Here is a 26,710-nt window from a genome sequence, read left to right as displayed (position 1 = left end):
GGATGTCCATGCGATAGGCTGCGTTGACTATAGGCGGGGTTCTGGCCTGTATTCAAGCCAGCGCAGCGCAAGGAGCGTGCGATTGCCTTCCTTACAGCCGAGGGGTGATCAGGTTGGTCAGGATGCCTTGCCCCATCTCCAGCGCCTTGCGCCCGGCCTTGGCCAACCGGCTTGGCGGCTCCGGCAGCAACGGCAAATTGGCATGGCAGCCGGTCTTGAACGTGAAATGCCGGTCCATGAACCATAACTCGGCCGCGATGGCCTCCTCGCTGGCGCCCACGCCATGCAGGCGCACGTAGCGCTCCAGGGCCAGCGCTGCAAGGTCCTCGCCGTTGATCTCGCTCTGGCGGGCGCTATCGCCCTGCCAGTGCACCATCACCCGACCGATCTCTTCACCCCACTCGGTTTCATCCACGGGCAGGATCAGCGTGCCATCGGACAGGCTGCGGGCGCACCACAGGCCGTCATGCCGCTCATGCGCGTATAGCGGCGACAAGTTCGCGAGGAAGGCAACCACTGATCCGCTCTTGCTGTCCCGGGCCGATGCCAGGCTGAGCAGGAAGGCCTGCAGGCGCGGCGACAGGGTGACGCGCTCGGTCTTGTTGAAGGAGATCGTGGTCTGTCGCCCGTTGGCCCGATAGCCGGTCACGGCCAGGTTGGGTTCGCGCCGCGCCAGCCGGTGCAGGAAGTCCGCGACGGGGACGAAGCCCTTGTGCGGCGCGCTGCGTTCGCCGTGCATGTACACGACAGGCACGCCCTCGCGGGTGGTGATGCGGGGCGAAACGATTTCTTCAGGCGCGACGGTGCGGTACTCGATGTCGGGCAGGTGGCCTGACTGGATGAAGTCGGCGATGAAGCTCATGCGGCTAGCGCATCGACTTGGCCGCGCACGTCGATCTTGCCGGTGACGGCGGCGGCGATCAGGGCGCTGCGACGCTCGCGCAAAAGCGTCACAGCCGTTTCAGCTGCTTCCCGCATCGTAGGGAAAACTCCCAACTGAGAGTCCAGATGCCGAGCAATCTCGCGCTGCTCTTCCAGTGGCGGCAACACCACTGCGAGATCTCCTAGAACTCCCATACCGATATTTTGCTGGGTCCCGAAACTCCAGTTGAGCGCAACTGCCTCCTGAAAATTCTTGGACCGCAAATAGTTGAGGACGTAGTACGGGTCGGCCATTTGAGTATTGCAGCGAATTGCCGCCAATGGAGACCAGATATTGAAGTCTGTTCGTCCCTCAACAATCGCCGTTACACCCGTTGTGGCGCCCGACTTGACCATATAGATGTCATGGAGCTGCGGCTTGTACTTTTGCGAGTACCGCACATCATCTTCATGGGAGATGTAGGCCCGCACTTTTTCAAAGTTGATAGCGCCACCACTAACAGCCTCAGCAGACACAAATGGAACGCCTTCCTCAAGGAATTGCGGCGTCTCGTGGGGTCCGTCCGTGATCGGCGTCGAAACAATCGCCTTAAGCGGACGGACCTCCCAATGCGCCGGCACCTCCCCCAGCCACGCAATGCCGGAGCCCTTCATCGGCACGTCGGGATCAAGGCCGCGGGTGACGGCGTGCGAGATGGTGGCCTGGCGCTTCTCGGCCAGCAGGGCCAGCAGGGTTTCCTGTTCGGCGATCAGGGCGTCGATCTTTGCGGTTTCGCGGTCGAGGAAACCCGCAATTGACACTTGCTCGTCGTCCGGCGGCAAAGGAATCAGGAAGCTCTTGAACTGGTCCTGCCCCAAATTTTGCATGCTTGAACTAGCACCAGAGCATGCGATCTCGACTTGGCATCGATAGGCCTGACTCAAGGTCCAGTAGTGCACAAATGCTGGTGAACATGACTGAAAATGCACCTGCCAGAGACGGTCAGGAAGATAGATGTTGGGCTTGCTTTCCTTGACCAAGCCCGCCGCTCCGACTAGCGACGGCGTGTTCATGCGGCTGACAATCATCGCGTCCTTCTTCACAGGACAAGCGACGCGGTTCAGGTCTTCCTCCACTACCGCTTTGTTTTCCTCAGGGCGAAACGTCCCGTCATAGACGCAACTTGTCTTCAGCACGCCAATGGACTGATCTTCAGCCGGGGTATCGGCGGCGTTGACGCTCACCCCGGAATCGATGGACCTAATCACTGTCTTGACCTTGTTGACATTCCAGTGACCCGGCACCTCCCCTAGCCAGTCCACCCGGCTGTCCTTGTACTCCGCATACCCCGGCAAACTCATTCCGCCAACTCCCCCAGCATCCGCATGATCCGCGCCGACACCTCCTTCAGCTCCGCATCGATCACCTCCAGCGGCCGCGGCGGCACGAACACATAAAAGTGCCGGTTGAACGGAATCTCGTAGCCCACCTTCGACTTCGCCTCGTCGATCCACGCATCCGGCGCATGCGGCAGCACTTCGCGCTTGAAGTAATCGTCGATGTCCTGCCCCAGCGGCACGTTCTCGGTATCGCGCAGGCTGCTGTCCGGCTGCGGCTGGCCCTTCTGCTTGCCCTTCTGGCCCAGCACGATGTTGCCGGCGTCATCGCGCAGCGGGCGCTCCACGGTGATCGTGGTGTAGCCGAAGGCCTCGTTCTTGAAACGCCGCGACAGCGGGACGCGCCTGGCCTTGCCGCCAGCGGGCGCGTCCGGCGCCACTTGGCCTTCGCGCACGATGTGACGGGCGATTTCCTTGCCGTCGGCATCGAACAGGGTGATCAGGTCGGCCTCGGCGAAGTCGCCGAACAGCCGCGTCACCTCGGCGATATGCGCCTCGCCCATTTCCTTGCGCTTGCTGCCCAGCGACTTGCGCATCTTCTGCCAGAAACTGCTGGCGTCGATCAGCTGCACGCTGCCGCGCCGCCACTGCGGCTTCTTGTTGCTGACGATCCAGACATACGTGCTGATGCCGGTGTTGTAGAACATGTCGGTGGGCAGGCCGATGATGGCCTCCACCAGGTCGTTCTCCAGCAGGTAGCGGCGGATCTCGCTCTCGCCGCTGCCCGCGCCGCCGGTGAACAGTGGCGACCCGTTGAGGACGATGCCGAAGCGGCTGCCGCCCTTGCCATCCACCACCGGCGCCATCTTCGACACCAGGTGCAGCAGGAACAGCATGGAACCGTCCGATACGCGGGGCAGGCCCGGCCCGAAACGGCCATCGAAGCCTTTCTGTTCGTGTTCGGCGCGCACCTGCTTTTCGACTTTCTTCCACTCCACCCCGAACGGCGGATTGGACAGCATGTAGTCGAACTTGCGCTGGGCGTGGCCGTCCTCGCTCAGGGTATTGCCGGGCACGATGTTCTCCACCGGCTGGCCACGGATCAGCATGTCCGCCTTGCAGATGGCGTAGGACTCGTTGTTGAGCTCCTGCCCCGACAGGGTGAGGCGCGCGGCGGGGTTGTGCGCCAGCAGGTGTTCGGCCGCGACAGAGAGCATGCCGCCGGTGCCTGCCGTGGGGTCGTACACGGTGCGGACCACGGCGTTGCCGGGGGTCAGCACGTCGTCGTCCTCGATGAAAATGAGGTTGACCATGAGGCGGATCACCTCACGCGGGGTGAAGTGCTCGCCGGCGGTTTCGTTCGACAGTTCCGCGAACTTGCGGATCAGCTCCTCGAACACATGGCCCATCTGCGCGTTGTCCACGCGATCCGGGTGCAGGTCGATGTTGGCGAACTTCTCGGCGACCAGGTACAGCAGACCGTCCTTGGCCAGCCGCTCGACCTGGGTGTGGAAGTCGAAACGCTCGAAGATGTCCCGCGCCTCCGGCGAGAAGCCGTCCAGGTAGGCATAGAGGTTTTGCTTGACGTGATCCTGGTCGCCCAGCACCGCCCGCAGGTCCATCGGACAGGTGTTGTAGAAGCCGACTTTCGTGATGCGTAGCAGGAACGGTGCGGGGTTGACGCCCGCCGCCTGCTTCTTGCCGACCTCCGCCAGGACCTTCTGCTTGGTCGGGGCCAGCACGCTGTCCATGCGGCGCAGCACGGTGAACGGCAGGATTACCTTGCCGTAGTCGGATTGCTTGAAGTTGCCCCGCAACAGGTCGGCCACGGACCAGATGAAGGAGGACAAGGCAGCCTGGTTCATGCGGGGGCGCGATCCGGATAGCAGGTTGGGGCCACCATCATAGTCACGCGGGTCGCGCAGGCCGAGACCGCCGCGCCATCGCCGTCCGCTATCCTCCCCGCATCCAGACGGGGGACCGCATGTCCGGCCACAGCCAGTTCAACCTGCTCCGGCAGCGCCGCTTCCTGCCCTATTTCGTGGTGCAGGCGCTGGGGTCCTTCAACGACAACGTGTACCGGCAGGCGATCATCGGGCTGCTGGCGTTCATGGCGGTGTCCAGCGACGAGAAGGCGCTGTACGCGAACCTGGCGCCGGCGATCTTCATCCTGCCCTACTTCCTGTTCTCGGCCACCGCGGGGCAGGTGGCGGAGCGGCTGGAGAAGCAGAAGCTCATCGTGGTCACCACCACGATGGAGATCGCGATCATGTCGGTGGCGGCGCTGGGCTTCGTGCTGCAGAGCATGCCGATCCTGCTGGTCGCGCTGTTCGGCACCGGGTTGCAATCCACGCTGTTCGGGCCGGTGAAGTATTCGATCCTGCCCTCGGTGCTGAAGCCCGAGGAGCTGACCGGCGGCAACGGCCTGGTGGAGATGGGCACGTCGATCGCGATCCTGGTGGGGATGATCTTCGGCGGGCTGATCTTCCAGCTGGCAGGCGAGCGCGGGCCGTACGTCGCGGCGGCGTCGATCATCCTGCTGGCGATCGCCGGCAACACGGTGGCGCGACGCATCCCGAAGGTGGACGCAGGCGATCCCGCGCTGAAGGTGGACTGGAACATCGCGCGCGAGTCGTGGCGGATCTGGCAGCTGACCCGCAAGCAGCTGGCGGTGCGCAACGCGGTGCTGGGGGTGAGCTGGTTCTGGTTCGTCGGCACGGTGCTGACCGCGCAGTTGCCGGTCTACGCCGAGGCCAACCTGGGCGGCACGCAGAGCCTGTACATCCTGGCGCTGGCGCTGTTCTCGGTGGGCGTGGGCGTGGGTTCGGTGTCCTGCGAGAAGCTGTCCGGGCGGGTGGTGGAGATCGGCCTGGTGCCGCTGGGCGCGTTCGGCGTCAGCGCGTTCCTGCTCGACCTGTACTTCGCGCGGCCGGGGCATGCGCTGGCGCACGGGCACACGGTGATGGAATTCGTGGCGATGCCGGGCAGCTGGCGGATCATGCTGGACCTCACCGGCATCGGCCTGTTCACCGGCTTCTTCGTGGTGCCGCTGTTCGCGCTGATCCAGAGCCGCACGGCGCGCAACGAGCTGGCGCGGGTGATCGCCGGCATGAACATCCAGAACGCCATGTTCATCGTGGCCGCGGCGCTGATCGGGATCGCGCTGCAGCGGGTGTTCGGCTGGAGCATCCCGCAGGTGTTCCTGGCGCTGGCGGTGGCGAACACGCTGGTGGCGATCTACATCTTCACCATCGTCCCCGAATTCCTGATGCGCTTCCTCAGCTGGCTGCTGGTGCGCACGCTGTACCGGCTGAAGCTGCACGGCATCGAGCGGCACGTCCCCGACGAGGGCGCGGCGCTGCTGGTGTGCAACCACGTCAGCTACATGGACGCGCTGATCCTGTCGGCCAGCATCCCGCGGCCTGCGCGCTTCGTCATGTACTACCGGATCTTCAACATCCCGGTGATGCGCTGGATCTTCCGCACCGCGAAAGCGATCCCGATCGCCGGCGCGCGCGAGGACCCGGCGGTGATGCAGGCGGCGTTCGACGCGGTGGATGCCGCGCTGGCCGAGGGCGAGCTGGTCTGCATCTTCCCCGAGGGCGCGCTGACCAAGGATGGCGACATCGCGCCGTTCAAGTCCGGGGTGGAGAAGATCCTGGAACGCGCGGCCGCGCGCGGCCAGGTGGTGCCGGTGGTGCCGATGGCCCTGCGCAACATGTGGGGCAGCATGTGGAGCCGGCGGGTCAACGCCCGCGCCGGCGGCCTGCTGGACCGGATGCGGGTACCGCACCGCCTGCGCGCGCGCATCGAGGTGATGGCCGGCGAGCCGGTGGACGGCCGCGTCGCCACCGCCGAGCTGCTGGAAGCCCGCGTCCGCGCCCTGCGCGGCGAGGCGGCGTAGTCGCTCGCTTGCTCGCAATGCCCTTCCCTCTCCCCTTTTGGGAGAGGGTGGCGCGTAGCGCCGGGAGAGGGGTCATGGCTGGCCGGCGTACAGTGAAGACCTGATCGTGTCGAGCACGGCCGGCAGATCCCTGAGGACCTCATCATTCCAGAATCGGCGCACCCGGAACCCTTGCGCCTGGAGCCATGCAGTGCGCGTCGCATCCTCCGCTTGCCTCTGCGCGTGCTGCCTGCCATCCACTTCGATGACCAGTTGCCGATCGAAGCAGATGAAATCGACGATGTAGGCGCCCATCGGCTGTTGTCGCTTGAACTTGAAGCCACAGAGCCGGCGGGCCCGCAGGTGGTGCCAGAGCCTGCGCTCGGCGTCAGTGGGGGCGGAACGCATGGCTTTCGCGTATCGAAGCGGCATTCCCCTCTCCCGGCGCTGCGCGCCACCCTCTCCCACAAGGGGAGAGGGAGAACATCGCGATGCGCACGCATATCAACTTCCCGGCGCTGCGCGCCACCCTCTCCCACAAGGGGAGAGGGAGAACATCGCGATGCGCACGCACATCCATTCCCCGGCGCTGCGCGCCACCCTCTCCCACAAAGGGAGAGGGAGAACATCGCGATGCGCACGCACATCAACTTCCCGGCGCTCCGCGCCACCCTCTCCCACAAGGGGAGAGCGAGAACATCGCGATGCGCACGCACATCAACTTCCCGGCGCTGCGCGCCACCCTCCCCCGCAAGGGGAGAGGGAGAGCATCGCGGTGCACGCGTACATCAATCTCCCGGCGCTGCGCGCCACCTGCTCCAACAAGGGCATCGCGTTGCGGGAACAGGATCGATCCGTGCGGGTCGCGCTGCGATCGGGGAAACACCCACCATCGCCGGCGGTATCGCCGTACATCCCCAGGGGCTGCGAAGCGTGGGCATGCATGCGCGCGCGTCGAGGTGTTGGACGGCCGCGTCGCCACCGCCGAATTGCTGGAAGCCCGCGTCCGCGCCCTGCGCGGCGAGGCGGCGTAGTCGCTAGCGCACCCAGCCGGCGATCACGAACAGCGCGATCGCCGCGAGCCACAGCACCAGGATGCGCCAGGCCAGGGCCATGGCGTCGCGCAGTTCCGGCATCTCGCCGAACACTTCGGCGATGGCGGTGGTCGGGGTGAGGCCGGACTCCGCGTAGTCGGCGACTTCCTCGGCGATGTCGCAGCGCACGCTGGCGCGCGCGGCGTGGCCCAGCACGCGGGTGTGCAGGCCGAGCGCGCCGGGTTCGCGCCAGGCGCCGACCACGCTGTCGAAGTTGCCGACCAGCGCCAGCGCCAGGGTCACCAGCTGCGCCACCGGCCATTCCAGCACCGCCAGCCAGGCGCGTGCGCCGCTCGCGGTGTCGGGCGGCAGGTCGGCCACGGCCTCGTCCACCGCCAGCGCGGACAGGCGGTACAGCAGCGCCCCGAACGGGCCCAGCAGCAGGAACCAGAACAGCACCGCGAACCAGCGGCGCAGGGCGCTGCGGAACACCGCCTCGACCAGCGACGGCCCGTCCATCCGCACTGGTTCGCCGACCGGCCACAGCCGCGTCGCGGCCTCGCGGCGGGCGTGGGCATCGGGCGCGTCGATGATCGCGGCGACGTCGCGGTCGAGGTCGCGAGGACCCCAGCACCAGGCCAAGACGGCGATGTCGAACAGCAGGCCGACGAAGCCGAGCAACGGCCGGTCCAGCGCGACCTGCAACAGGCCCGCCGCGAGCAGCGGCACCGCCAGCGCCAGCGCGATGCCGACGCGCCCGCGCCACAGGCTGCCCTCCGGGAACTGCGCGTTGAGCCAGCGCAGCCAGTTGCGGAACCAGCCGAACTGGCGCAGGCCGGCCGCCAGCGACGGCGCGAGGTGGCCGATGGCCAGCGCGGCGAGGACGGCGATCAGGGAAGCGGCCATGGCCGCAGTCTAGCCGCCGGCGCGCAGGGCGTCGCGCGCGTCCAGCCACGCGCGGATGACGTGGCGGGCAATCGAGATCGGCGACGACAGGACGATACCCTCGCCCTCCGGCGCGGCGTCGCCCCAGTCGTTGGCGAGGCCTGCGCGGACCGCCTCGATGTCGAACCAGCGCGCGTCCTCCAGCTCGTCGCCGGCGGCGACCGCGGGGTCTTCCGCGTCGGCCAGGAAGCCGAGCATCAGCGAGCCCGGGAACGGCCACGGCTGCGAGGCGAGGTAGCGCGCGCTGCCGGGGCGCACGCGCACGCCGGTTTCCTCGCGCACCTCGCGGGCCACGGTCTGCTCCAGGGTTTCGCCGGGTTCGACGAAGCCGGCGATGATCGACCAGCGGCGCGCGGGCCAGCTGGCCTGGCGGCCGAGCAGCAGGCGGTCGCCATCGCCCACCGCGACGATCACCGCCTGGTCGGTGCGCGGGTAGTGCTCGCTGCCGCAGGCCGTGCAACGGCCCAACCAGCCGGCGCGTTCGAAGCGCAGTGCGCCGCCGCAGGCGCCGCAGTGGCGATGCCGCTGGTGCCAGTGCTGCAGCGCGCGGGCCTGCGCGAATGCGGTGGCCTCCGACGCCGGCCAGCTCGCGGCAGCGCGGCGCAGGTCGATCCGGCGCGGCGTGTCGAGCGCGAGGGTGGCGGCCTCGGCGTAGCACCAGGCATGGCCGCTTGGGTCCAGCCCGAGGAAGGTCGCGACGCCGGGCCCGCCGCCGACATCGGCCCCGGTCACCCGCAGCGGTTGCAGGTCGTCGTCGGCCAGCGCCTTGCCGTCGGCATCCAGCACCACCAGCCGGGCGCCGGGCCACAGCGTGGCCAGCGCATCCGGGTCGTCGCGCAGGTGGTCGGCGCGGTCGAGCGCGCCATCGACGAAGGTGAACGGCGAGGCGGCGCTCACGCGGCCCCGCGCGTCATCGGCCACGCCCTGCCGCGCCGGCATCGCTCAGACCGTGAAGCTGCTGCCGCAGCCGCAGGTGGTCTTGGCGTTCGGGTTGCGGATCACGAACTGCGCGCCGGTCAGCGACTCGGTGTAATCGACGGTCGCGTCCATCAGGTACTGCAGGCTGAGCGGATCGACCAGCAGGGTCACGCCGTCGGTGACGATGGCGAGGTCGTCCTCGTTCTGGCCCTCGTCGAACTCGAAGCCGTACTGGAAGCCGGAGCATCCGCCGCCCTGGATGTACACGCGCAGCTTGAGCGCGGCATTGCCCTCTTCGGCGATCAGCTCGCGGACCTTGGCAGCGGCGGCGGCGGTGAATTGCAGGGGCGCGGCAGGCGGCATCGGGGCGCCTGCGGACGGCGCGGAAGTCTGGATGTCCATGCGCACAGGATGGGGCGCGCGGCCCGGGCATTCAACCGCGCGGGGTCAGGGCGCGGGTCCGGCGGCGGTGGCCTCGCCCCAGGTGAAGCCCTGCTCCAGCGGCGCGCCGGCGGCCGGCACCAGCCGCGCGATCACCCGCACCGGCTTCACCCCGGGCGGCAGGACGATGTCGCCCTCGACCTGCTGGAAGTACTTGAACGAGTACTCCACCCCGGGCGCGGCCTGATGCTGGCGCAGGGTGCCCCAGTCCAGCCGGCGCATGCGCCCGCCGTCGCTGGCCTCCACCGACAGGGTCAGGCGGCCACGGTTGACCGCGCCGCGGTTCAGGTTCTGGGTGAGGGTGGCGACGAAATGCCAGAGCTGCGGGTCGCGTTGCGCGGACAGCTTGAGCGCGTGCACGCCCAGGCCGTGGCGCTGCCCGGTCGCGCCGACGAAGCGCTCGTAGAAGGCGATGTCGGCGCGCAGGCCGGCGATTTCCTCGTCGCGCTCGGCGAGCGTGCCCTGCAGGTCGGCGTTGGCCTGCCGGCTGATCTGGTCGGAGCGCGACAGCGTGGCCACTTCCTGCTCCAGCGCCTCGATCCGCGCCTGCTGCTCGGCGATGCGCTCGCGCGCGTTGCCCGGCTGCGGCGCGAAGGTGCGCCACGCGCCCCAGCCGCCCAGCAGCACCGCGCCCAGCACCAGCAGCCACAAGGCCATCCGCGGATGGCCGCTGTCGCGCATCTTGGCGGGCGGGTGCTCGATCGACATCGCCCGGATAAGGCCGCGCTTTTCAGCCTGCGTCAAGCCGCACCGCCGTATAGACTCGGGCCGCATGCGCCGCTGCCGGCGCGGGGAGCGTCGCCGCGATGGACCAAGCCCACCTGTTCGCCATCGGCGTGCTGCTGGCGTGGCTCGCCGGCATCCGCGTGTACCTCACCGTGTTCGGGGTCGGCATCGCCGGGTTCTTCGGCTGGCTGCCGCTGCCGGAGGCGCTGCAGGCCACGCAGTCGCCGTGGGTGCTCGGGGTGTCCGGCGCGCTGGCCGCGGCGGAGTTCTTCGCCGACAAGATCCCGGGCGTGGACTCGGTCTGGGACCTGCTGCACACCCTGCTGCGGATCCCTGCCGGCGCGTTCCTGGCCGCCGCCGCGATGTCGCCCGACGGCCAGCTCGGGGCCGGGATGCTGGCGACCGGCGCCGGGGTCGCGCTGACCTCGCACCTGGTGAAGGCCGGCTCGCGCGCCCTGCTCAACACCTCGCCGGAGCCGGTCAGCAACTGGACCGCCTCGGTCACCGAGGACGTCGCCGTGGTCGGCGGCCTGGCCCTGGCGTTCAGCCATCCGTGGATCGCGCTGGCGCTGGTGGTGGCGATCAGCGTCGCCTTCGCGCTGGGTGTGTGGTGGCTGTGGCGCAAGCTGTTCCGGCGCGCGCCGAGGCCCGGGGCCGGTTGAACCTGCGCCCGGTGACCGCACCCGGCCGGTTTTTCCGTCAGAATCATGGTGATGGATGCCCTCAGCGGAAGGCGTCCACGGGGGGATCGATGGGCATGTCCGCCATCCATGCCGGCAGCGCCGGGCAGACGACGCGCTTGCGCTTGCGCAGCGCCGGCGTCGATGGCCGTCTCCGCGGCCTTCGCGCATTCCCGTCGCGCCCGGCGGCCGGGGGATCGCCGGGCCCGCGCGCCATGCCGCACGGAAAGGAACCGACGCGCATCCATGCGGTCGCAACCCCGGCCGGTGTGCTGCAGGCGACGCGCCGGTTCCCGTGCCGCCGACGCCGGTGGCAACCTGCCGACGGGCCGCACCGCCCACCGGCACGCACGCCGCGACATCCCGCCTCCAGGAGCCACCGTCCATGCAGTCCGCCACCAGCCCCGTCGACACCGCCGATCCCTACCGGGTCCTGATCGTCGAGGACGACCGCAGCCAGGCGCTGTTCGCCGAGGCCATCCTGCGCGGCGCGGGCATGCGCCCGGAAGTCATCGCGCAGCCGGAACAGGTGATGGCGGCGATGGAGCGCTTCGACCCGGACCTGGTCCTGATGGACCTGCACCTGCCGGGCATCAGCGGGACCGTGCTCACCACCCGCATCCGCGAGCATCCCCGCTTCGAACAGGTGCCGGTGGTGTTCCTGACCGGCGACCAGGACCCGGAACGCCAGCTCGAGGTGCTCGAACTCGGCGCCGACGACTACATCCTCAAGCCGGTCCGCCCGCGCCACCTCATCGCGGCCGTGCAGAGCCGGGTCCGCCGCGCGCGCGCGGCGGCGAGCCGGACGGTGGTGGCCGCCGAACCCGAGCGGCATCCGGTGACCGGGCTGTTCACCCGCCCGGCGCTGATGCAGAAGCTGGCCGCATCGCTCCCGGACGGGCGCGGCGGCGTGCTGCTGGTCGAGATCGGCAATGCCGCGGCCCTGCGCAACCGCTTCGGCTACGCAGGCTTCGAGTCGCTGATGAACGAAGCGGGCAGGCACCTGGGCAGCGTGGCTGATCCGCATCCCGCCGCGCGCCTCAGCGACAACGCCTTCCTGGTCCTGGCCCCGGATGGCGAAGCCCGGACGCTCGCCGCGCTCGCGCGCGGGGTGCGCGACGGGATCGGCTACCGCGACTTCCGCGCCGACGACGAGACCCTGCGCCTGCGGGCCACGGTGGGGCATGCGTCGCTCGCGCATGCCTTCGCCGACACCGGCGCGGTCCTCGCCGCGGCGGAGGATGCCGCCCGCGATGCGCGCACCGACCCGGTCGGCGTCGCCGCCTACGTGCCTCCGGCCACCCCCGAGGAGGGAGGCGGCGTGCTCGCCGACCTGCGCGCGGCGCTGGCCGGCGACGGCCTGCAACTGGCCTTCCAGCCCGTGGTGGCGGTGGCCGGCGGCGACCAGGCCCAGTTCCAGGTCCTGCTCCGGCTGCGCGACCGCACCGGCCAGGAACGCCTGGCCGGCGAATTCCTGCCGGTGGCGGAAGGCGCGGGCCTGTTGCCGAAGATCGATCGCTGGGTGCTGGAGCAGGCGCTGGGCCTGCTGCAGCGGCGGCGTGCGGAGAGCCGGCCGGTGCGCCTGTTCATCTCGCAGGCGCCGCGGACCCTTGCCCAGGATGGGTACACCGCGGAGCTCACGCGCCTGCTGCAGGCCAGCAGCATCGACGGCACCTCGCTGGTGATCGACATCCGCCTGGAGGATGCGCTGGTCCATGGCCTGCTGCTGCGCCAGGTCTGCGAGGAGCTGGTGCCGGCCGGCGTGCAGTTCTGCCTCAGCCAGTACCGGCATGGCGCCGATGCCGAGTTGCTGCTGCAGCAACTGCCGCTGGGCTATGTCCGCCTGTCGGCCGATTTCGCGCGGCTGTCCGGGCAGCAGGCGCTGCGCGACGAGATGCGTGAAGCGATCGACCGCGCCCATCGGCTTGGGCTGCAGGTGATCGGGCAGGCGGTCGAGGACCCGCAGGCCGCGGCCGCGCTGTGGATGGGCGGTATCGATTTCATCCAGGGCAATCTGGTACAACGGGCCGAACAGGGGCTCGAATTCGACTTCCAGCACGCCACCTTGTGACCCCCGACGAAGACCGCGGATTCACCCTGCTGACCGCCCGCTGGCTGGCGCTCGGCGCGGCTGCGGGCGCGACCCTGGCCCTGGTCGTCGACCTCACCGGGATCGAAGGCCCCTGGCAACTGCTGGCGCTCATCCTTGCCCTGCTCGCGCTGTTCGCCACCACCGCCCTCGCGTTCGCCGTCCACCAGCGCGAGGCGGTGCTGCGCGAGCAGAGCGACCGCAGCAAGCGCGGCGAGGCCGAGGTCAGCGCCTTGCAGCAGGAGATCAGCCGGCACACCCGGCTCGAGGAAGAACTGACCCGCGCCAAGCAGGCGGCCGAATCCGCGGTGATGGCCAAGGGCGAGTTCCTGGCGACCATGAGCCACGAGATCCGCACGCCGTTGAACGGCATCGTGCCGATGCTCGACCTGCTGCTGCACTCGCGGATGGCCCCCGACCAGCAGGAACTGGTCAAGACCGCGTCGGCCTCCGCGCAGCAGTTGTTGCGCATCGTCGACGACATCCTGGACTACTCCAAGCTGGAGGCCGATCGCCTCGACCTGGAGACCACCACCTTCAACCTGCGCGAGGTGGCGGAGAGCGTCATCACGCTGATGGAGCGCCCGGCGGAGGCCAAGGGCCTGCGCTTGCAGCTGCACATCGACCAGGGCGTGCGCCTGCCGGTGCGCGGCGACCCGGTCAGGCTGCGCCAGGTGCTCAGCAACCTGATCAGCAACGCGGTGAAGTTCACCGAGCGCGGGGGCGTCTCGCTGGCGATCCGCCGGCTTGGCGAGAGCGCGGCGCAGCACCAGCTGCGGTTCGAGGTGAAGGACACCGGGATCGGCATCGATGCGCGTGCGCAGGACCGGCTGTTCCAGGCCTTCAGCCAAGCCGATGCCTCGACCACGCGGCTGTACGGCGGCACCGGCCTCGGGCTGGCGATCTGCAGGCGGATCGTGACCCTGATGGGCGGGCGCATCGGCGTCGACTCCGAACCCGGCCGCGGCTCCACCTTCTGGTTCGAGGTGCCGCTGCTCAAGGTGCAGGGCGACATGCCCTCGCAACCCACCGAACTGCATGGCGGCCGCGTGCTGCTGATCACCACCGACCAGCGCCTGCGCATGCGCCTCACCCTGCTTCTGCCCAACTGGGGCCTGCGGGTGACCACGGTCGAGAACACCCACGATGCGCTGGAGCGGCTGCGCCAGGCGCATGCGCAGGGCGACCCGTGGTCTTACTCAGTGGTGCTGGCGGACCTGTCCAGCCTGCGCAACACCGCGCTGGCCCTGGCCCGCAACCTCGAGCGCAAGAACCAGTATGGCGAAGCCCGCCTGGTTTACCTGCGCGGGGAGGACACCACCTCGCAGGACCTGCCGCAGGGCGCACAGGTGATCCCGCGCAACGCCCCCGATGCCGACCTGCGCTCGGTGCTGGCCGCATCCGGCGTGTCCTGGGCAAGCCATGCGCCGGAGTCGGTGGCCCCGCCGCGTCGCGAAGCGCCGGACCCAACGCGGAAGGCGCGGATCCTGCTGGTCGAGGACAACCCGGTGAACCTGATGGTCGCCCAGCGCCTGCTGCAGGTGCTCGGCGCCGAGTGCGACACCGCCGGCAATGGCGAGGTGGCGCTGCAGAAGATCGAGGCGGCGCAGTACGACCTGGTGCTGATGGATTGCCAGATGCCGGTGCTGGACGGGTATGGCGCCACCCGCCGCTGGCGCGAGATCGAACAGGCCCGGCGCGCGACCCACCGACTGCCGATCGTGGCGATGACCGCCAATGCGATGGCCGGCGATCGCCAGAAGTGCCTGGACGCCGGCATGGACGACTACCTGCCCAAGCCGGTCACCAAGGGCGAGCTGGAACGCTGCATCGAACGCTGGCGCGGCGCCAGCCTCGCGGTGCCGGAAACCCTGCCGCCGCTCGAGGAGACCGCGGTGCGCAGCCCCCCCGTACTGGACGACAGCGTGCTGGACGAATTGCGTGAAGTCCTAGGCGACGAGGTCGACAAGATCGTGCAGGTCTACCTCGAGGACGCACCGCGGCTGATCGCGCAGCTCGAGCGCGCCGCCGTCGGCAACGATCCGATCGCCCTGCGCGTGGCGGCGCACACCCTGAAGTCGTCCAGCGCCAACGTGGGTGCGCGCACGTTGTCGGATGCCGCGCGCGACCTGGAGCATGGCGCCCGCGACGGCACGTTGGGGCAGCCGGAAGCCCTGGTGGCGCGGATCGTGACCGAATTCGCGCAGGTCCGCCGCGCGTTGCAGGACAAGGCCCCGCTCGCGCGCTGAGCGGGCGCGCCGGCTCAGTCGTCCAGTTGCTGGGCGAGGTAGTTCGCCTCACCGATGCGCTGGATCAGCGACAGCTGGGTCTCCAGCCAGTCGATGTGCTCTTCCTCGGAGTCGAGGATGTCGGCGAACAGCTTGCGGCTGACGTAATCGCCGACGGTTTCGCAATGCGCGATGGCCTCGCGCAGCAGCGGGACGGCCTCCAGTTCCAGCGCCAGATCGCATTCCAGCAATTCGCGCGGGTCCTCGCCGATGCGCAGCTTGCCCAGCGCCTGGAAGTTCGGCAAGCCGTCGAGGAACAGGATGCGCTCGGCCAGCGCATCGGCATGCTTCATCTCGTCGATCGACTCGTGGTACTCGTGGTCGGCGAGCTCCTTGAGCCCCCAGTTCTTCAGCATCTTGGCGTGCAGGAAGTACTGGTTGATGGCGGTCAGTTCGTTGTAGAGCGCCTTGTTGAGGAATTCGATGACCTTGGCGTCGCCCTTCATGGCGGCCTCTCGCGATGGACAGGCGGGCACTGTAGCGCGTGATGCGCCACGCCTCAGCGAACGGGAATCGTCCTCATCGGCCGCGATGGCTCACGCCGCGCGCGGGAGCACCGGCAGGGGCAGCGCGATGCGCTGGCGGGTTTCCTCGAGGAGCTCGCCGGCCAACGCCAGGCAACTCCCGCAGTTCGCGCCGGCACCCGTGCGCATGGTCAGCTCGGCCACGCTGGCGCAACCGGCTTCGGCGGCTTCGCGGATCTGGCGGTCGGTCACGCCATTGCAGATGCAGACGTACATGGGCGGTCGGTCCGTGGACTGGACGCCATCACATCGCAAACGAGAATGATTGTCAATCGTGCAAACGCGGGCCGTTGCCGGCGGGTCAGCCCCGGTAGCGGCAGCCCGAGGTGCAGGTCTCGTGCACCACCACTTCCGACAGCAGCGGCAGCGCCGGCTTGAGGCGGGTCCAGATCCACTTCGCCAGGCGTTCGCTGGTCGGGTTCTCCAGCCCTTCGACCTCGTTGAGGTAATGGTGGTCCAGCTGCTCGTAGAGCGGCTTGAACGCGGCCTTGAGGTCGGCGAAGTCCATGATCCAGCCGGTTTCGACGCCCGGTTCGCCGGAGACGTGGATCTCGACCCGGAACGAATGCCCGTGCAGCCGCGCGCACTTGTGCCCGGCCGGCACGTTCGGCAGCCGATGCGCGGCCTCGAGAGTGAAGACCTTGAAGATGTCCATGCGGGCGACCCTGCGGCGCAAACGAAAAACCCGCCGTGCGGCGGGTTCGCGGGTATGGGTGGACTCGAATTCCATCCAGAACACCCTGATTCAAAAGGATTTTCTGCAATTAGAATTTTGAGTTACCGTCAGACCTACCGTCACACCGACAACCCTTCGGCGCGCCTGCCCGCGAATACGACCATTGTCCCACGCTTTCCGACCACTGCAAACGGCTAGAAAAGCGAGCACCTCCTCTCCTCGCACAGGTGCAGTCGAGATTTGGGATGGCGTGGAAGGCGAATATGGAAAAAATTTAGTCAGCAAAGGGGGGCTTTACGCCCGCCCCCCATCCTAGGTTCGTCGCACGAGGGGCTGACAGTTAGACCAGCCCTCTCGCCACCATGCTCTGGCTATTGCGACCACCGACGATGACATGGTCGAGCAGCCGCACTTCGACCAGCGCCAGCGCCTGCTTCAGCCGGACAGTGAGAGCCCGATCCGCGGCCGACGCCTCCAGTTCCCCGGACGGGTGGTTGTGCGCCACCAAGACAGCCGCCGCGTTGAACCTAAGTGCTGCTCGTACGACTTCGCGCGGGTGGACTTCCGCCCCATCGATCGTGCCCTGAAAGAGCTCGACGTACTCGATCAGGCGATGTCGGGTATCCAGCATTACCGCAGCGAACACCTCCCGTTCCAGGTGGCCGAGCTTGTCCCGGAAGAACGCGCAGGCCACAGACGGGTCCTTGAACGAGGTGCCCCGCACCATCCGCGCATCCACGATCTGTTGTGCCGCCGCCAGCACCTGCTCGGGTTCGGCAGGTGCATAGCGGGTTTTCTCGCGGACGAAAAGTCTGGTCGCTAGGGTCATGGCCTTGTCTGCTCACCGCCATTTGGTGCTTGGACTACGCCGTCGGCGGCGGTCGTCGTTTCCGTCCCGTTGTCGTCCTGAGCCGCCGGCAGGCTCGCCGTGCCATGTGTGTCGGATGCGCCGGACACGCTGTCTATGTCAGTGCCCGAGGGGGCTTGCAGCCCTGAGAGGAGAAGGTCGAGAAACTGGCCTGGCCCCGATGGGACAACAACCAGGTTGCCATTGAGGTAGCGAGCGAGCCCGTACAGCGCGATGCCGCACGTAGCGGCAATGCCAAGTCTCTTCAGCATGGTGATGCTCCTTGGGTTGAGTGATATGCGTCGCCTCACCTCCCGCCCTTCGTATCTGGGGATGGGTACGCTCGGCAGATCGCGGGTGTGGATCGAGTCGTTGTGTGCGACCAATCCCGGGAACGGACCGTCGCGTATGTCGAATGGGCGCTACGGGGCGCCGTTAATTACAGCGCCCTCCAGAAGTCGCTCCCCGGCACTAGGCCGGGCGTATAGCGCAGACGAGAATCGGCGTCAGGCGACCAGCTTGACCAACTCGTCCCACGCGCGCTGCTTGAAACGCGCGCCATGGCCGAACCAGGCGGCTTCCCGGCGATGGTCATCGCTGCGGGCACGCCGGTGGTGGTCGACGTACTCGGTGACCCCGTTGAGCAAGCCCCAAGCCGTGCCGCGGCTGGAGGCCAGCCGGGAACCGAGGCCGCTGCCGTCATACAGCGCGCGCACCGAGCGCACGGCCTGCTCGTTGACCACCGGTGCCTTGCCAGGCTGGCCTGCATACACGAGCACCCGGCGCAGCAGCCCATCCACCGAATCCGGATCCACCGGACAGGCCACCAGGTCCTTCATCTTGGCAACGAAGCTCGCCCAGGGTGCGACGGTGACGCCGAGCTGCTGCTTGACCGCCTCGGCGTTGAACGCGGACCGGTGCGGCACCTTGAACGCGCCACGGTTGTCGCCCACGGCGATCTGCAGGGTGTTGTTGCACACGACTCTGACCGAGGTGAACTGGGCCGTCGTGGCCAAGGTCCCATCGCAGGATGTGGCCAGCAGCAGGTATCCATTGACCTCGTCCCTGCCCTTGAGCGTTGCGCCCTGACCGGTACGAGCCAGCGCCCAGAATTTCTTGCCCTCCCGGAGCACACCGGCCGTCTCCAGCTCAAAGCCGGCGTGCTCGGTCAGGTCACGATAGAACTCGAGGATCTCGCCCGGTTGGACGACCTGGAACCGTTTGGACACCACTGCCAGCGGACGCTTGGTGTCCGAGCGGTAGAGGACCTTTTGTTCCGGGAAGGAATGGATCGCGCCAACCGTCGGTCCGCCGGTGACGAAGCGGACATCGGACTGCTCGATGGTCCAGTCCATGCCCGCGCTCTGACGCCACTGTTCGATCGACTGGCCAGCGGCCAGCTTGTTGCCCAGGCCATGCCAGGGGCGTTCCCCGACATAGGCCATCGACTCAACGAGATGCATATGCGTGCTCCGATTGGATGGGGTCAAAAAGCGAAGGGCCCGGTTTGCACCGGGCCCTTCTGGGGGGAATTCGTGTTGCGTGGCGTTACCGCCGCGCTGCAGGTGCGTCGGTGGTTGCATACCTTCTCGGGCGCACGTCAGTCCTGCTCGTATGCTTCTTCGCAGCTTGGGCAGACCAGGACACGCGTGTCGAATTCGCCGAAGTACCGAAGGCCGATGAGGATTCCCCCAATCACCAGCCCGGCGCCCATGAAGATCGCGCCGACGATGGTGATAAGCGCGATGCACCACCAGCTCAGCCACCAGGGGTGAAGCTCTTCTTCGATGCCCATGATCCCCACATACCCACATTCCAGGCAGGTTTCCTTGCGGCGGGTGTGAACGTCGAACTGGTTGAGCTTGTCGAGGATCGGCTGTGCGATTGTTTGGACACCCCCACCCTGCGGGGCATCGGTCTCTTCCTGCATGCCTGACACCTGCACCTCCTGATCGTGTTGATTGACGCCACCTCGGTCCGTTGACGGCCACTGCCACCTCGGCCCGTTCTGCATGGCATGACTTCAAGCCGGCTTGCTTACATGCAATTGCGATCAAAGGCTGGGTCGGGTGATTGGGCACAGGCCTCCCGCCTGGCTTGCTCCTCTTCGTCCTTGAGGCGCTGCTGCTCCTCGAACGCAGCCTGCTGGCGCGCTTGGGCTGCCTGGAGGATGTCCTGGGGCACGTTCCGGTACACGCTTCCCGGATCCTCCAGCTGACCCATCGCCTCCAGTGCCAGTTGCTGGTGCGCTTGGGTGGCGGCAGGTGCCTCGATGCCGCGTGCCTTGAGCGACTCAAGGAGCGCGCCCTCGCGGTAGCTGCCCGCACCGCCCTGGTCCCGAACCTCCTGCAGGGACTGCAGGATCCGCGGGCCGTTGACCTCGTTGTCCGCCTCGAGGTTGAGTTGGTTCAACAGGCCCAGTGCACCGAACGCCAGCGGTCCCAGCCCACTGCGGTCGTACCGGACCTCGTAGTTCGCATTGGCGTCCTCGACGGGAGACACCTCGTACTCGAAGTCATGGGTCCAGTTGCGGTTGATGCCCTTGACCGTGACCACCAGGTTCGACTCGCAGGTGTAGGTATCGAGTGACTCGTTGCGTCCGGTGGTCCGGATCGAGGTGAAGTCGTAGGTCAGCCGCGCCGCGATAGCGGATCCCAGCAGGGCATGCGTCTCCGGGGAGAGCGACATCTCCTGCGTCATCGCCTGGGCGATGCGCTGCTCGGCGATCTTCTTCAGGTCGGACTGGACGGCATCGGAGCCACATTCGGGCGTGCCGCTGGCGCAGGCGGCTACTTTCGGCCAAAACCGGACCTGTGATCTAGAACGCCAGCCGTGCGTTCAGGGTCTGGCTCATGCTCCCGAAAATGCCTTGCGGAATGTTTCGGAGGCGTAGACACGCCCAACCGGCCGACATATCCAGCAGACGCGAAGGAAAGTTGCGGGCGGTCGTTTGCTCTTCGTCACCTCACCGTCCGGCGCCAAGTAAGCCGCAGTTGCATGCCAGCTGCCGCAGGACTAACGTGCGGGCGTACCCGTTCCATGCCACAACCGAGGGAGGTCTCCATGCTGCAGGCATACTTCGACGATCGCGTCCCGGGGCACCAGCGGCTCTGGCGGGTGTTCTGGCTGGAGGGCGTGCTGGCGAGCCACGTACTGTTCCTCGCCCTGCTGGCGGCCTACCAGTACGGCACGTCCATGCTGCTGGTGGCCGCGGTGGCGGCATTCCTCGGCTACACCGCGTGGATCATGCGCCGGATCTGGTTGAACGCACCCAACGTGGAGCGCCCGGAACTGGGCACCATGGCGCGCGTGCTGACGATCGGCTGGACCATCAACGCGGTGACCGTGTGCACGTTCCTGGCCCTGGCCAAGCTTGGCGGGCAGCCGCTGCAATTCCTGCAGTGAGGCGATGGCAGCGGGCGATGCAGCCCGCTTGACCTGAGACAAGGCGACAGGCGGTCCGGCTGCGGACAATTTTCGGCAGTTCACCAATGCCGGAGATGTCATGCGCACCCCCATTTCCCTGGCCCTTGCCATGGCGCTTGCAGGCCTGACCGCAGCGCCGCCTGCGCTTGCCGCCGAAACGCCGCAGGCAAAGACAGCCAAGCCCGCCAAGCCATGGGCACTAAACCTGCGATATCGCCACGAACGCGTCGATGACGACGCTTTCGCCCGTCAGGCGGAGGCCGATACCCTGCGCCTGCGAGCCACCTTCAACCATCGCTTCTCGCCACGCCTGACCGCGCAGGTGGAGGCCGAGGGCGTGGCCGAGCTCGGTGATCGCTTCAACTCGACCGCCAATGGCCAAACGATGTATCCGGTGGTGCCCGATGCGCGAGCGCTGGAACTCAACCAGGCCTGGCTGGATTGGTCCGGCGACACCGCCGGGGTCCGCGTGGGCCGGCAGGCGCTGGTCCTCGACAACGCACGTTTCATCGGCAATGTGGCGTGGCGGCAGAACATGCAGACCTTCGACGCGGCACAGCTGCGCTGGAAGCCGAACAAGGCCATCGAGGTCCAGGCGATCTACCTGGATCGGGTGCACCGGGTGAATGGCGACGGGGCCCGCGACCCGCTGGCGCGCGAGCGCCGCCTGAAGGCACCGCTGCTTCGCGTCTCTCACACGGTGCCGGGTGGCAACCTGGTGGGCTACGGCTACTGGGTCGAGGATCGCGACGTAGCCAGCGCGTCCACCCGTACGTTGGGCCTGCGTTGGAATGCCAGCCGTGCCTTGTCGAAGGACTGGAAAGGCGGACTGGCGCTCGAACGTGCGCAGCAGGTGCCTTGGGCGAATGCCACCGGCGGCTCCACCGCGTACATGCTGGTGGAGCCACGGCTCGAGCGTGGCCCGCTCATCCTGAAAGCCGGCTGGGAGCGCTTGGGCGCGGGACGCGGCCGCGCCTTCCAGACGCCGCTGGCGACCCTGCACGCCTTCAACGGCTGGGCCGACAAGTTCCTGGTCACGCCCGTCAACGGACTGCGCGACACGTATGTGTCGGCGCAACGCGGGATCGAACTCGGCGGCCGCAAGGGAAAGTGGGAAGTGGCCTACCACGACTTCCGCGCCGACCGCGGCGGCAGCGGCTACGGACGCGAGCTGGATGCCTCCCTCGGCGTGACCCTGCTGCCGGGATTAGACGTGCTGGCCAAGCTGGCCGACTACGACAGCGACGGCTTCGCCCGCGATACCCGCAAGCTATGGCTGCAGGTGGAATGGTCGCTCTGACGGAACCGCGCCACGGCCTGGCCGGCCTGCATCCGGGCAACTTCGCGCTGGTCATGGCCACCGCGATCCTGGCCCAGAACCTGCGAGTGCAGGGCTTGCCGCGCCTGGCCATCGCCCTGGCTGCGTTCGCGGCGATTGCCTACGTGTTGTTGCTGGTGCTCAGCCTGCTGCGGGTTTTCCTGGCACCGCGCGCGGTCGGCCAGGACCTGCTGGATCCAGCGCTGGTGTTCGGCTTCTTCACCCTGGTCGCGGCCACCGACCTGCTCGGCGTGCTGGCGATGCAGGCCGGGCTACCACTGCTGGCGAAGGCACTGTGGGCGTTCGCCTTCCTGGCCTGGTGCCTGCTGCTCTACCTGGCGTTCGCCGTCCTCACCTTCCTGACCCACGAACGCAACGTCAACATCGTCCATGGCGGCTGGCTGATCGCGATCGTCGGCACCCAGTCGCTGGTCGTGCTGGGCGCGTTGCTGGTACCGGAACTGGGCGAAGCCGGTCGCTACATGCAGGTGGAAATCCACATGCTGTGGGGGTTGGGGCTGTGCCTGTACGCGATCTTCGTGACCTTGTTCTGCCATCGCATCTTCTTCCTGCAACTGACCCCGGACGATATCGGTCCATTGCTGTGGGTGGTGATGGGTGCCGCCGCGATCTCCGCCAACGCCGGGACCGCGCTCGCCTCGATCGAGGCCCCGCTGTCGTTCCTGGCAACGCAGCGGCCGTTCGTGGACGGCATCACCCTGATGCTGTGGGCATGGGCGACCTGGTGGATCCCGCTGCTGGTGCTGTTCGGGGTGTGGAAGCACGTGGTGAACCGGCGCCCGCTGCGCTACCAGCCGGTGATGTGGAGCCTGGTGTTCCCGCTGGGGATGTACGCGCTGGCAAGCGCCAGGCTGGGGCTGGCCACCGACATGCCGGCGCTGGGCTGGATCTCGACCGGGATGACCGCGGCGGCGGCGCTGGCATGGTCGCTGACCCTGCTGGGCCTGGCCCGGCATCTCGCCGGGCAATGGCAGGCGCGAGGCGCACGCGGGTGAGCCGACATGGCAACGGCCACGCTTGACCCGCGTCAATGCCGGATCCGCCGGCCGCGGATTACACTGCCCCTGCAGCTCGCGCTGCACTCCGAGTCGCATGGCCTTCGCCACCCCGGCATGGCCCGCGACCGTGGCGGCTCCGCCGCCACCCGGTGCCACTGGAAACGGTGTCGCCGCCCGCGCTTGGACAGGAGCACAACATGATGACCCTGGAGGACCGGTTCGGCCGGCGCTTCCCGTACTTGCGGCTCTCTATCATCGAGGCCTGCAACTTCCGTTGCACGTACTGCCTGCCGGATGGCTTCCATGCGCAAGCCGGGCGCCCGCAACCGCTGTCGCGCGAGGAAATCGCGCGGCTGCTGCGCGGTTTCGCGGCGGTCGGCCTGCGCAAGCTGCGGCTGACCGGCGGAGAGCCCAGCCTGCGCCGCGACCTGCCGGAGATCATCGCCTCTGCGGCGGCGGTCGGCGGCATCGACAGCATTGCCCTGACCACCAACGGCACCCTGCTCGACCGCCGGGTGGCGCGCTGGCGCGAGGCCGGGCTGACCCACCTCAACGTCAGCGTGGATGCGCTGGACCGCGCACGCTTCCGCGCCATCACCGGCCACGACCGCCTCGACGAGATCCTGCGCGGCGTCGAACTGGCGCAAGGCCTCGGCTTCAAGGCGGTCAAGCTCAACGCGGTGCTGCTGAAGGGCCTCAACGACGACCAGTTGCCCGCGTGGCTGGATTTCCTGCGCGAGCGCGACGTCAGCGTGCGTTTCATCGAACTGATGCGCACCGGCGACAACGCGGCGTATTTCCAGCATCACCACCTGCGCGCCGAATCGCTGGAAACGCAGCTGCAGGACGCCGGCTGGGCCCTGTTGCCGCGCGCGGCCGATGCCGGGCCGGCGCGCGAATACGCGCATCCCGGCTATGCAGGGCGGATCGGGGTCATCGCGCCGTATTCGAAGGACTTCTGCGCCGGCTGCAACCGCCTGCGGGTGACCCACACCGGCGACCTGCGCCTGTGCCTGTTCGGCGAGGCCGGCATCCCGCTGCGCGCGTGGCTGCAGGACGACGCCGACCGCGACCGCCTGGTCGCCGCACTGCGCGCGCAGCTCGGCCTGAAGGCGATCGGGCATCGCCTGGTCGAAGGCGAAACCGGGCTGACCTCCAACCTCTCCACCATCGGCGGCTGAATGGACGCAACCTCCCCTGCTGCTGGCTTCCACATGGCCGACGTCCGCCGCAAGCGCCCTACCCTGCGGCGCGCGGTGGCGGTCGGCGAACTGCATGCTGGGCCGGTCGGCTTCGCCGCGCTGGCCGGCAAGACCCTACCCAAGGGAGATGCACTGGCGATGGCCGAAGTGGCCGGCCTGCAGGGCGCCAAGAACGCCGCGCAGCTCATGCCGCTGTGCCATCCGCTGTCGCTGGAATACGTGGACGTGCGCTGCGTGCCGGTGCCCGAACGCCACGCGATCCGCGTGTACTGCGAAACCTCGCTGACCGCCAAGACCGGCGTCGAGATGGAGGCGCTGGCCGGCGCCAGCGCGGCGCTGCTGACCCTGTACGACCTGACCAAGCCGGTGGAACCGGCGCTGGCCATCGAGGCGGTGCGCCTGCTGTTCAAGGAAGGCGGCAAGAAGGGCCTGTGGATCCACCCGTCCGGCATGGACGAGGCCGAGCGCGCGTATTACCGCCCGCGCGGCGATGCGCGGCTGGACGGCGAAACCGTCGCCGTGGTCACCCTCAGCGACCGCGCCGCCGCCGGCGTGTACGAAGACCGGAGCGGCGCGCTGCTGGAGCAACGCCTGCAGTCGATGGGGGCGAACGTGCGCCGGCGCCTGCTGGCCGACGGCATCGAACCGCTGGCGGATGCCCTGCGCGAGGAAGCCGCGCTCGGTACCCCGCTGGTGCTGTGCACCGGCGGCACCGGCTTCGGCCCGCGCGACCTCGCGCCCGAGGCCCTCGCCAGCGTCGCCACCCGCGATGCGCCGGGCCTGGCCGAACTGTTCCGCAACGCCAGCAGCGCGCACACCCCGCTGGCGTGGCTGAGCCGCAACCGCTGCGCGCTGGTCGGCGACGGCACCCTGGTGGTCCTGCTGCCGGGCAGCCCGAAGGCGGTGGCGCAGGGCCTGGACATCCTCGGCCCACTGCTGCCGCATGCGCTGGCGATGATGCGCGGGCTGCCGCACGCATGAGCACGATGCTGTCGATGGACGACGCGCTGGCGCGGGTCCGCGCCTGCTGCGCGCCCCTGCCGGCCGAGCGCGTGGCGCTGGCCGATGCCGGCGGCCGGGTGCTGGCGACCGCGGTGGACGCACCGCGCGACCTGCCCCCGTTCGCGAATTCGGCGATGGACGGGTTCGCCCTGCGCTGGCGCGAGGGCCTCGCTGCCGGAACGGCGTTGCCGGTACTGGCCGAACAGGCCGCCGGCGACGGCATCGCCGGGCAGTCCGAGGGCGCCTGCAGCATCATGACCGGCGCGCGCGTCCCGGACGGGCTGGACACGGTGCTGCCGGTCGAGGACTGCACGGTGGTGTCGCGCGACGACGACGGACGCCCGACCGCCATCGTGTTGAACACGCTCCCGCGCCACGGCCAGCACTTGCGCCATGCCGGCGAAGACGTGGCCGCCGGCCAGCGCGTGCTGGAGGCCGGCGCGCGGCTGGACGAGGAAGCGCTGCTGGTGCTGCGCGGGATCGGGATCGGCCAGGTCGAGGTGCGCCGCCGGCCGCGGCTGGCGCTGGCCTGCACCGGCCGCGAACTGGTCGATGCCGATGGCGCCGAACTCGCGCCCGGGCAGATCACCAATACCAACGGACCGTACCTGGAACGCCTGTTCGCCGAGGCCGGCGCCGAGGTGGTCGAACGGGTCACCCTGCCCGACGAACCCGCGGCCTTCGCGACGTGGCTGGGGCGCTGGCTGGAGGCCGGGATCGAGATCATCGCCACCACCGGCGCGGTGTCGATGGGCCGCTACGATTTCGTGCCCGAGGTGCTGGCCGCGGCCGGCGCCGAACAGCATTTCCACAAGCTGAAGATGCGCCCCGGCAAGCCGCTGCTGTTCGCCACTGCGGGCCGCGGCACCCTGGTGTTCGGCCTCCCGGGCAACCCGGTCTCGTGCACGGTGGGCGCGCGTTTCTTCGTCGATGCGGCGCTGCGCGCAATGGCTGGCCGTGCGCCGGAAACGCCGCTTCTGCTGCCGCTGGCCGCCGGCGCGCGCAAGAAGCCGGGCTTCCGCATGGTCCAGAAGGCAGCGCTGGCGCTGGACGCCGATGGCCGCCTGCAGGTGCGCCTGCTGCCCGGCCAGGAAAGCTTCAAGACCGCGCCGCTGCTGGAAGCGCGCGCCTGGGCGCTGCTGCCCGAGGAGGCCCACAACCTGCCCGCCGGCACGCCGGTGCCGGTGTATCCGCTGCGCCCCGGCGGCACCCCGTTCGATGGACTGCGCCAATGAAACTCACCGTGCAACTGTTCGGCCGCTTCCGCGAGTTCAGCGCGGCCCCCGAGATCGCGCTGGAACTGCCCGGCGTCGCCACCGTGGCCGAGTTCCGTGCCGCCTTCGATGCGTGGGCGGGTGCGCACTGGCCGGGCTACACGCCGGGCCTGCTGAAGGCTTCGGCGATCGCCACCGAATCCACCCTGCTGCGCGCCGACAGCGCGCTGCCCGCGGATGGCCGGCTGGCGCTGCTGCCGCCGGTGAGCGGGGGCTGAG

Annotated in this window: 28 protein-coding genes and 1 riboswitch; of the genes, 12 read left to right on the top strand and 16 right to left on the bottom strand. The window is 68.5% G+C overall.

The window, feature by feature from the left end; genetic code table 11:
* Window positions 1–91: 91 nt before the first annotated feature.
* The 3 genes from ON759_RS11320 to ON759_RS11310 are packed head-to-tail and all read right to left on the bottom strand — an operon-like array spanning window position 92 to window position 4,064.
* On the bottom strand, window positions 92–862 hold the full coding sequence (locus ON759_RS11320) for a hypothetical protein (protein ID WP_271680493.1): 771 nt from the start codon (window positions 860–862) through the stop codon (window positions 92–94).
* On the bottom strand, window positions 859–2,223 hold the full coding sequence (locus ON759_RS11315; protein ID WP_271680492.1) for a restriction endonuclease subunit S: 1,365 nt from the start codon (window positions 2,221–2,223) through the stop codon (window positions 859–861). Before ON759_RS11315 ends, ON759_RS11320 begins: the two co-directional genes overlap by 4 nt.
* The gene (locus ON759_RS11310; RefSeq protein ID WP_271680491.1) at window positions 2,220–4,064 is read right to left on the bottom strand and encodes an HsdM family class I SAM-dependent methyltransferase; all 1,845 of its coding nucleotides are present in this window, start codon (window positions 4,062–4,064) and stop codon (window positions 2,220–2,222) included. The genes ON759_RS11315 and ON759_RS11310 overlap by 4 nt, the downstream gene beginning before the upstream one ends.
* Before the next feature lie 119 nt (window positions 4,065–4,183).
* Here ON759_RS11310 and ON759_RS11305 point away from each other — a divergent pair, with 119 nt between their 5' ends.
* Window positions 4,184–6,103, top strand: coding sequence for an MFS transporter (locus ON759_RS11305; RefSeq protein ID WP_271680490.1), 1,920 nt, complete (start codon window positions 4,184–4,186; stop codon window positions 6,101–6,103).
* A 72-nt stretch (window positions 6,104–6,175) separates the two neighbouring features.
* On the opposite strand, the gene ON759_RS11300 is transcribed toward ON759_RS11305, so the two are convergent.
* The 5 genes from ON759_RS11300 to ON759_RS11280 all read right to left on the bottom strand — a co-directional run bounded on the left by ON759_RS11300 (window position 6,176) and on the right by ON759_RS11280 (window position 10,128).
* Entirely contained in the window at window positions 6,176–6,514 is a 339-nt protein-coding gene (locus tag ON759_RS11300) for an endonuclease domain-containing protein (RefSeq protein ID WP_271680489.1), read from the bottom strand.
* A 605-nt stretch (window positions 6,515–7,119) separates the two neighbouring features.
* Window positions 7,120–8,022, bottom strand: coding sequence for a hypothetical protein (locus tag ON759_RS11295; protein WP_271680488.1), 903 nt, complete (start codon window positions 8,020–8,022; stop codon window positions 7,120–7,122).
* A gap of 9 nt (window positions 8,023–8,031) precedes the next feature.
* On the bottom strand, window positions 8,032–8,958 hold the full coding sequence (nudC, locus tag ON759_RS11290) for an NAD(+) diphosphatase (RefSeq protein ID WP_271680487.1): 927 nt from the start codon (window positions 8,956–8,958) through the stop codon (window positions 8,032–8,034).
* Window positions 8,959–9,003: 45 nt separating this feature from the next.
* A complete protein-coding gene (gene erpA, locus ON759_RS11285) occupies window positions 9,004–9,381 on the bottom strand; it encodes an iron-sulfur cluster insertion protein ErpA (RefSeq protein WP_271680486.1) in 378 nt (125 codons plus the stop codon).
* A 45-nt stretch (window positions 9,382–9,426) separates the two neighbouring features.
* Window positions 9,427–10,128, bottom strand: coding sequence for a DUF6776 family protein (locus tag ON759_RS11280; RefSeq protein ID WP_271680485.1), 702 nt, complete (start codon window positions 10,126–10,128; stop codon window positions 9,427–9,429).
* 98 nt (window positions 10,129–10,226) lie between these two features.
* Between ON759_RS11280 and ON759_RS11275 the strand changes: the two genes are divergently transcribed.
* The 3 genes from ON759_RS11275 (at window position 10,227) to ON759_RS11265 (ending at window position 15,164) form a co-directional block, all read left to right on the top strand.
* Complete coding sequence (locus tag ON759_RS11275; RefSeq protein WP_271680484.1) at window positions 10,227–10,808, top strand: DUF4126 domain-containing protein; 582 nt, start codon at window positions 10,227–10,229, stop codon at window positions 10,806–10,808.
* A 403-nt stretch (window positions 10,809–11,211) separates the two neighbouring features.
* On the top strand, window positions 11,212–12,897 hold the full coding sequence (locus ON759_RS11270) for an EAL domain-containing protein (RefSeq protein WP_271680483.1): 1,686 nt from the start codon (window positions 11,212–11,214) through the stop codon (window positions 12,895–12,897).
* 44 nt (window positions 12,898–12,941) lie between these two features.
* On the top strand, window positions 12,942–15,164 hold the full coding sequence (locus ON759_RS11265; RefSeq protein ID WP_271680580.1) for an ATP-binding protein: 2,223 nt from the start codon (window positions 12,942–12,944) through the stop codon (window positions 15,162–15,164).
* A 14-nt stretch (window positions 15,165–15,178) separates the two neighbouring features.
* Here the strand turns inward: ON759_RS11265 and bfr are convergent, their stop codons facing one another.
* The 3 genes from bfr to queD all read right to left on the bottom strand — a co-directional run bounded on the left by bfr (window position 15,179) and on the right by queD (window position 16,382).
* Window positions 15,179–15,649: a bacterioferritin gene (bfr, locus tag ON759_RS11260; protein ID WP_271680482.1), complete on the bottom strand. Its 471-nt coding sequence runs from the start codon at window positions 15,647–15,649 to the stop codon at window positions 15,179–15,181.
* Between the two features lie 90 nt (window positions 15,650–15,739).
* Complete coding sequence (locus tag ON759_RS11255; RefSeq protein ID WP_271680481.1) at window positions 15,740–15,943, bottom strand: (2Fe-2S)-binding protein; 204 nt, start codon at window positions 15,941–15,943, stop codon at window positions 15,740–15,742.
* Between the two features lie 85 nt (window positions 15,944–16,028).
* Window positions 16,029–16,382, bottom strand: a complete 354-nt coding sequence (gene queD / locus ON759_RS11250; RefSeq protein ID WP_271680480.1) for a 6-carboxytetrahydropterin synthase QueD — start codon at window positions 16,380–16,382, stop codon at window positions 16,029–16,031.
* Between queD and ON759_RS11245 the strand changes: the two genes are divergently transcribed.
* Complete coding sequence (locus ON759_RS11245; RefSeq protein WP_271680479.1) at window positions 16,381–16,503, top strand: hypothetical protein; 123 nt, start codon at window positions 16,381–16,383, stop codon at window positions 16,501–16,503. The genes queD and ON759_RS11245 overlap by 2 nt on opposite strands.
* Before the next feature lie 240 nt (window positions 16,504–16,743).
* On the opposite strand, the gene ON759_RS11240 is transcribed toward ON759_RS11245, so the two are convergent.
* The 5 genes from ON759_RS11240 to ON759_RS11220 form a co-directional block, all read right to left on the bottom strand.
* Entirely contained in the window at window positions 16,744–17,232 is a 489-nt protein-coding gene (locus ON759_RS11240) for a JAB domain-containing protein (protein ID WP_271680478.1), read from the bottom strand.
* Window positions 17,229–17,522 carry a hypothetical protein gene (locus ON759_RS11235; protein WP_271680477.1) on the bottom strand — a complete coding sequence of 98 codons (294 nt, stop codon included), beginning with the start codon at window positions 17,520–17,522 and terminating at the stop codon, window positions 17,229–17,231. The genes ON759_RS11240 and ON759_RS11235 overlap by 4 nt, the downstream gene beginning before the upstream one ends.
* 234 nt (window positions 17,523–17,756) lie before the next feature.
* The gene (locus tag ON759_RS11230) at window positions 17,757–18,713 is read right to left on the bottom strand and encodes a DUF932 domain-containing protein (RefSeq protein WP_271680476.1); all 957 of its coding nucleotides are present in this window, start codon (window positions 18,711–18,713) and stop codon (window positions 17,757–17,759) included.
* 137 nt (window positions 18,714–18,850) lie between these two features.
* Window positions 18,851–19,180, bottom strand: coding sequence for a hypothetical protein (locus ON759_RS11225; RefSeq protein WP_271680475.1), 330 nt, complete (start codon window positions 19,178–19,180; stop codon window positions 18,851–18,853).
* A gap of 107 nt (window positions 19,181–19,287) precedes the next feature.
* Window positions 19,288–19,950 carry a hypothetical protein gene (locus ON759_RS11220; RefSeq protein WP_271680474.1) on the bottom strand — a complete coding sequence of 221 codons (663 nt, stop codon included), beginning with the start codon at window positions 19,948–19,950 and terminating at the stop codon, window positions 19,288–19,290.
* Between the two features lie 363 nt (window positions 19,951–20,313).
* Between ON759_RS11220 and ON759_RS11215 the strand changes: the two genes are divergently transcribed.
* The 7 genes from ON759_RS11215 to ON759_RS11185 all read left to right on the top strand — a co-directional run bounded on the left by ON759_RS11215 (window position 20,314) and on the right by ON759_RS11185 (window position 26,709).
* The gene (locus ON759_RS11215) at window positions 20,314–20,655 is read left to right on the top strand and encodes a hypothetical protein (protein ID WP_271680473.1); all 342 of its coding nucleotides are present in this window, start codon (window positions 20,314–20,316) and stop codon (window positions 20,653–20,655) included.
* 130 nt (window positions 20,656–20,785) lie between these two features.
* Window positions 20,786–21,976, top strand: coding sequence for an alginate export family protein (locus ON759_RS11210; RefSeq protein ID WP_271680472.1), 1,191 nt, complete (start codon window positions 20,786–20,788; stop codon window positions 21,974–21,976).
* Window positions 21,964–23,010: a tellurite resistance/C4-dicarboxylate transporter family protein gene (locus ON759_RS11205; protein ID WP_271680471.1), complete on the top strand. Its 1,047-nt coding sequence runs from the start codon at window positions 21,964–21,966 to the stop codon at window positions 23,008–23,010. The genes ON759_RS11210 and ON759_RS11205 overlap by 13 nt, the downstream gene beginning before the upstream one ends.
* Before the next feature lie 74 nt (window positions 23,011–23,084).
* Window positions 23,085–23,220, top strand: a riboswitch (molybdenum cofactor riboswitch).
* Window positions 23,211–24,194, top strand: a complete 984-nt coding sequence (gene moaA, locus ON759_RS11200) for a GTP 3',8-cyclase MoaA (RefSeq protein ID WP_271680470.1) — start codon at window positions 23,211–23,213, stop codon at window positions 24,192–24,194. Its footprint overlaps the riboswitch before it by 10 nt.
* A 33-nt stretch (window positions 24,195–24,227) precedes the next feature.
* Window positions 24,228–25,196 (top strand): bifunctional molybdenum cofactor biosynthesis protein MoaC/MoaB, encoded by a 969-nt coding sequence (gene moaCB / locus ON759_RS11195; RefSeq protein ID WP_271680469.1) that lies wholly within the window; start codon window positions 24,228–24,230, stop codon window positions 25,194–25,196.
* A complete protein-coding gene (locus tag ON759_RS11190) occupies window positions 25,193–26,452 on the top strand; it encodes a molybdopterin molybdotransferase MoeA (RefSeq protein ID WP_271680468.1) in 1,260 nt (419 codons plus the stop codon). The genes moaCB and ON759_RS11190 overlap by 4 nt, the downstream gene beginning before the upstream one ends.
* A complete protein-coding gene (locus tag ON759_RS11185) occupies window positions 26,449–26,709 on the top strand; it encodes a MoaD/ThiS family protein (RefSeq protein WP_271680467.1) in 261 nt (86 codons plus the stop codon). The genes ON759_RS11190 and ON759_RS11185 overlap by 4 nt, the downstream gene beginning before the upstream one ends.
* The last annotated feature ends 1 nt before the right edge of the window (window position 26,710 follow it).

Source organism: Thermomonas mangrovi, from assembly GCF_028201335.1.
GTDB lineage: Bacteria > Pseudomonadota > Gammaproteobacteria > Xanthomonadales > Xanthomonadaceae > Thermomonas > Thermomonas mangrovi.
The sequence above is the reverse complement of the archived record's forward strand: the minus strand, read 5'-3'. Positions and strand labels throughout refer to the sequence as shown.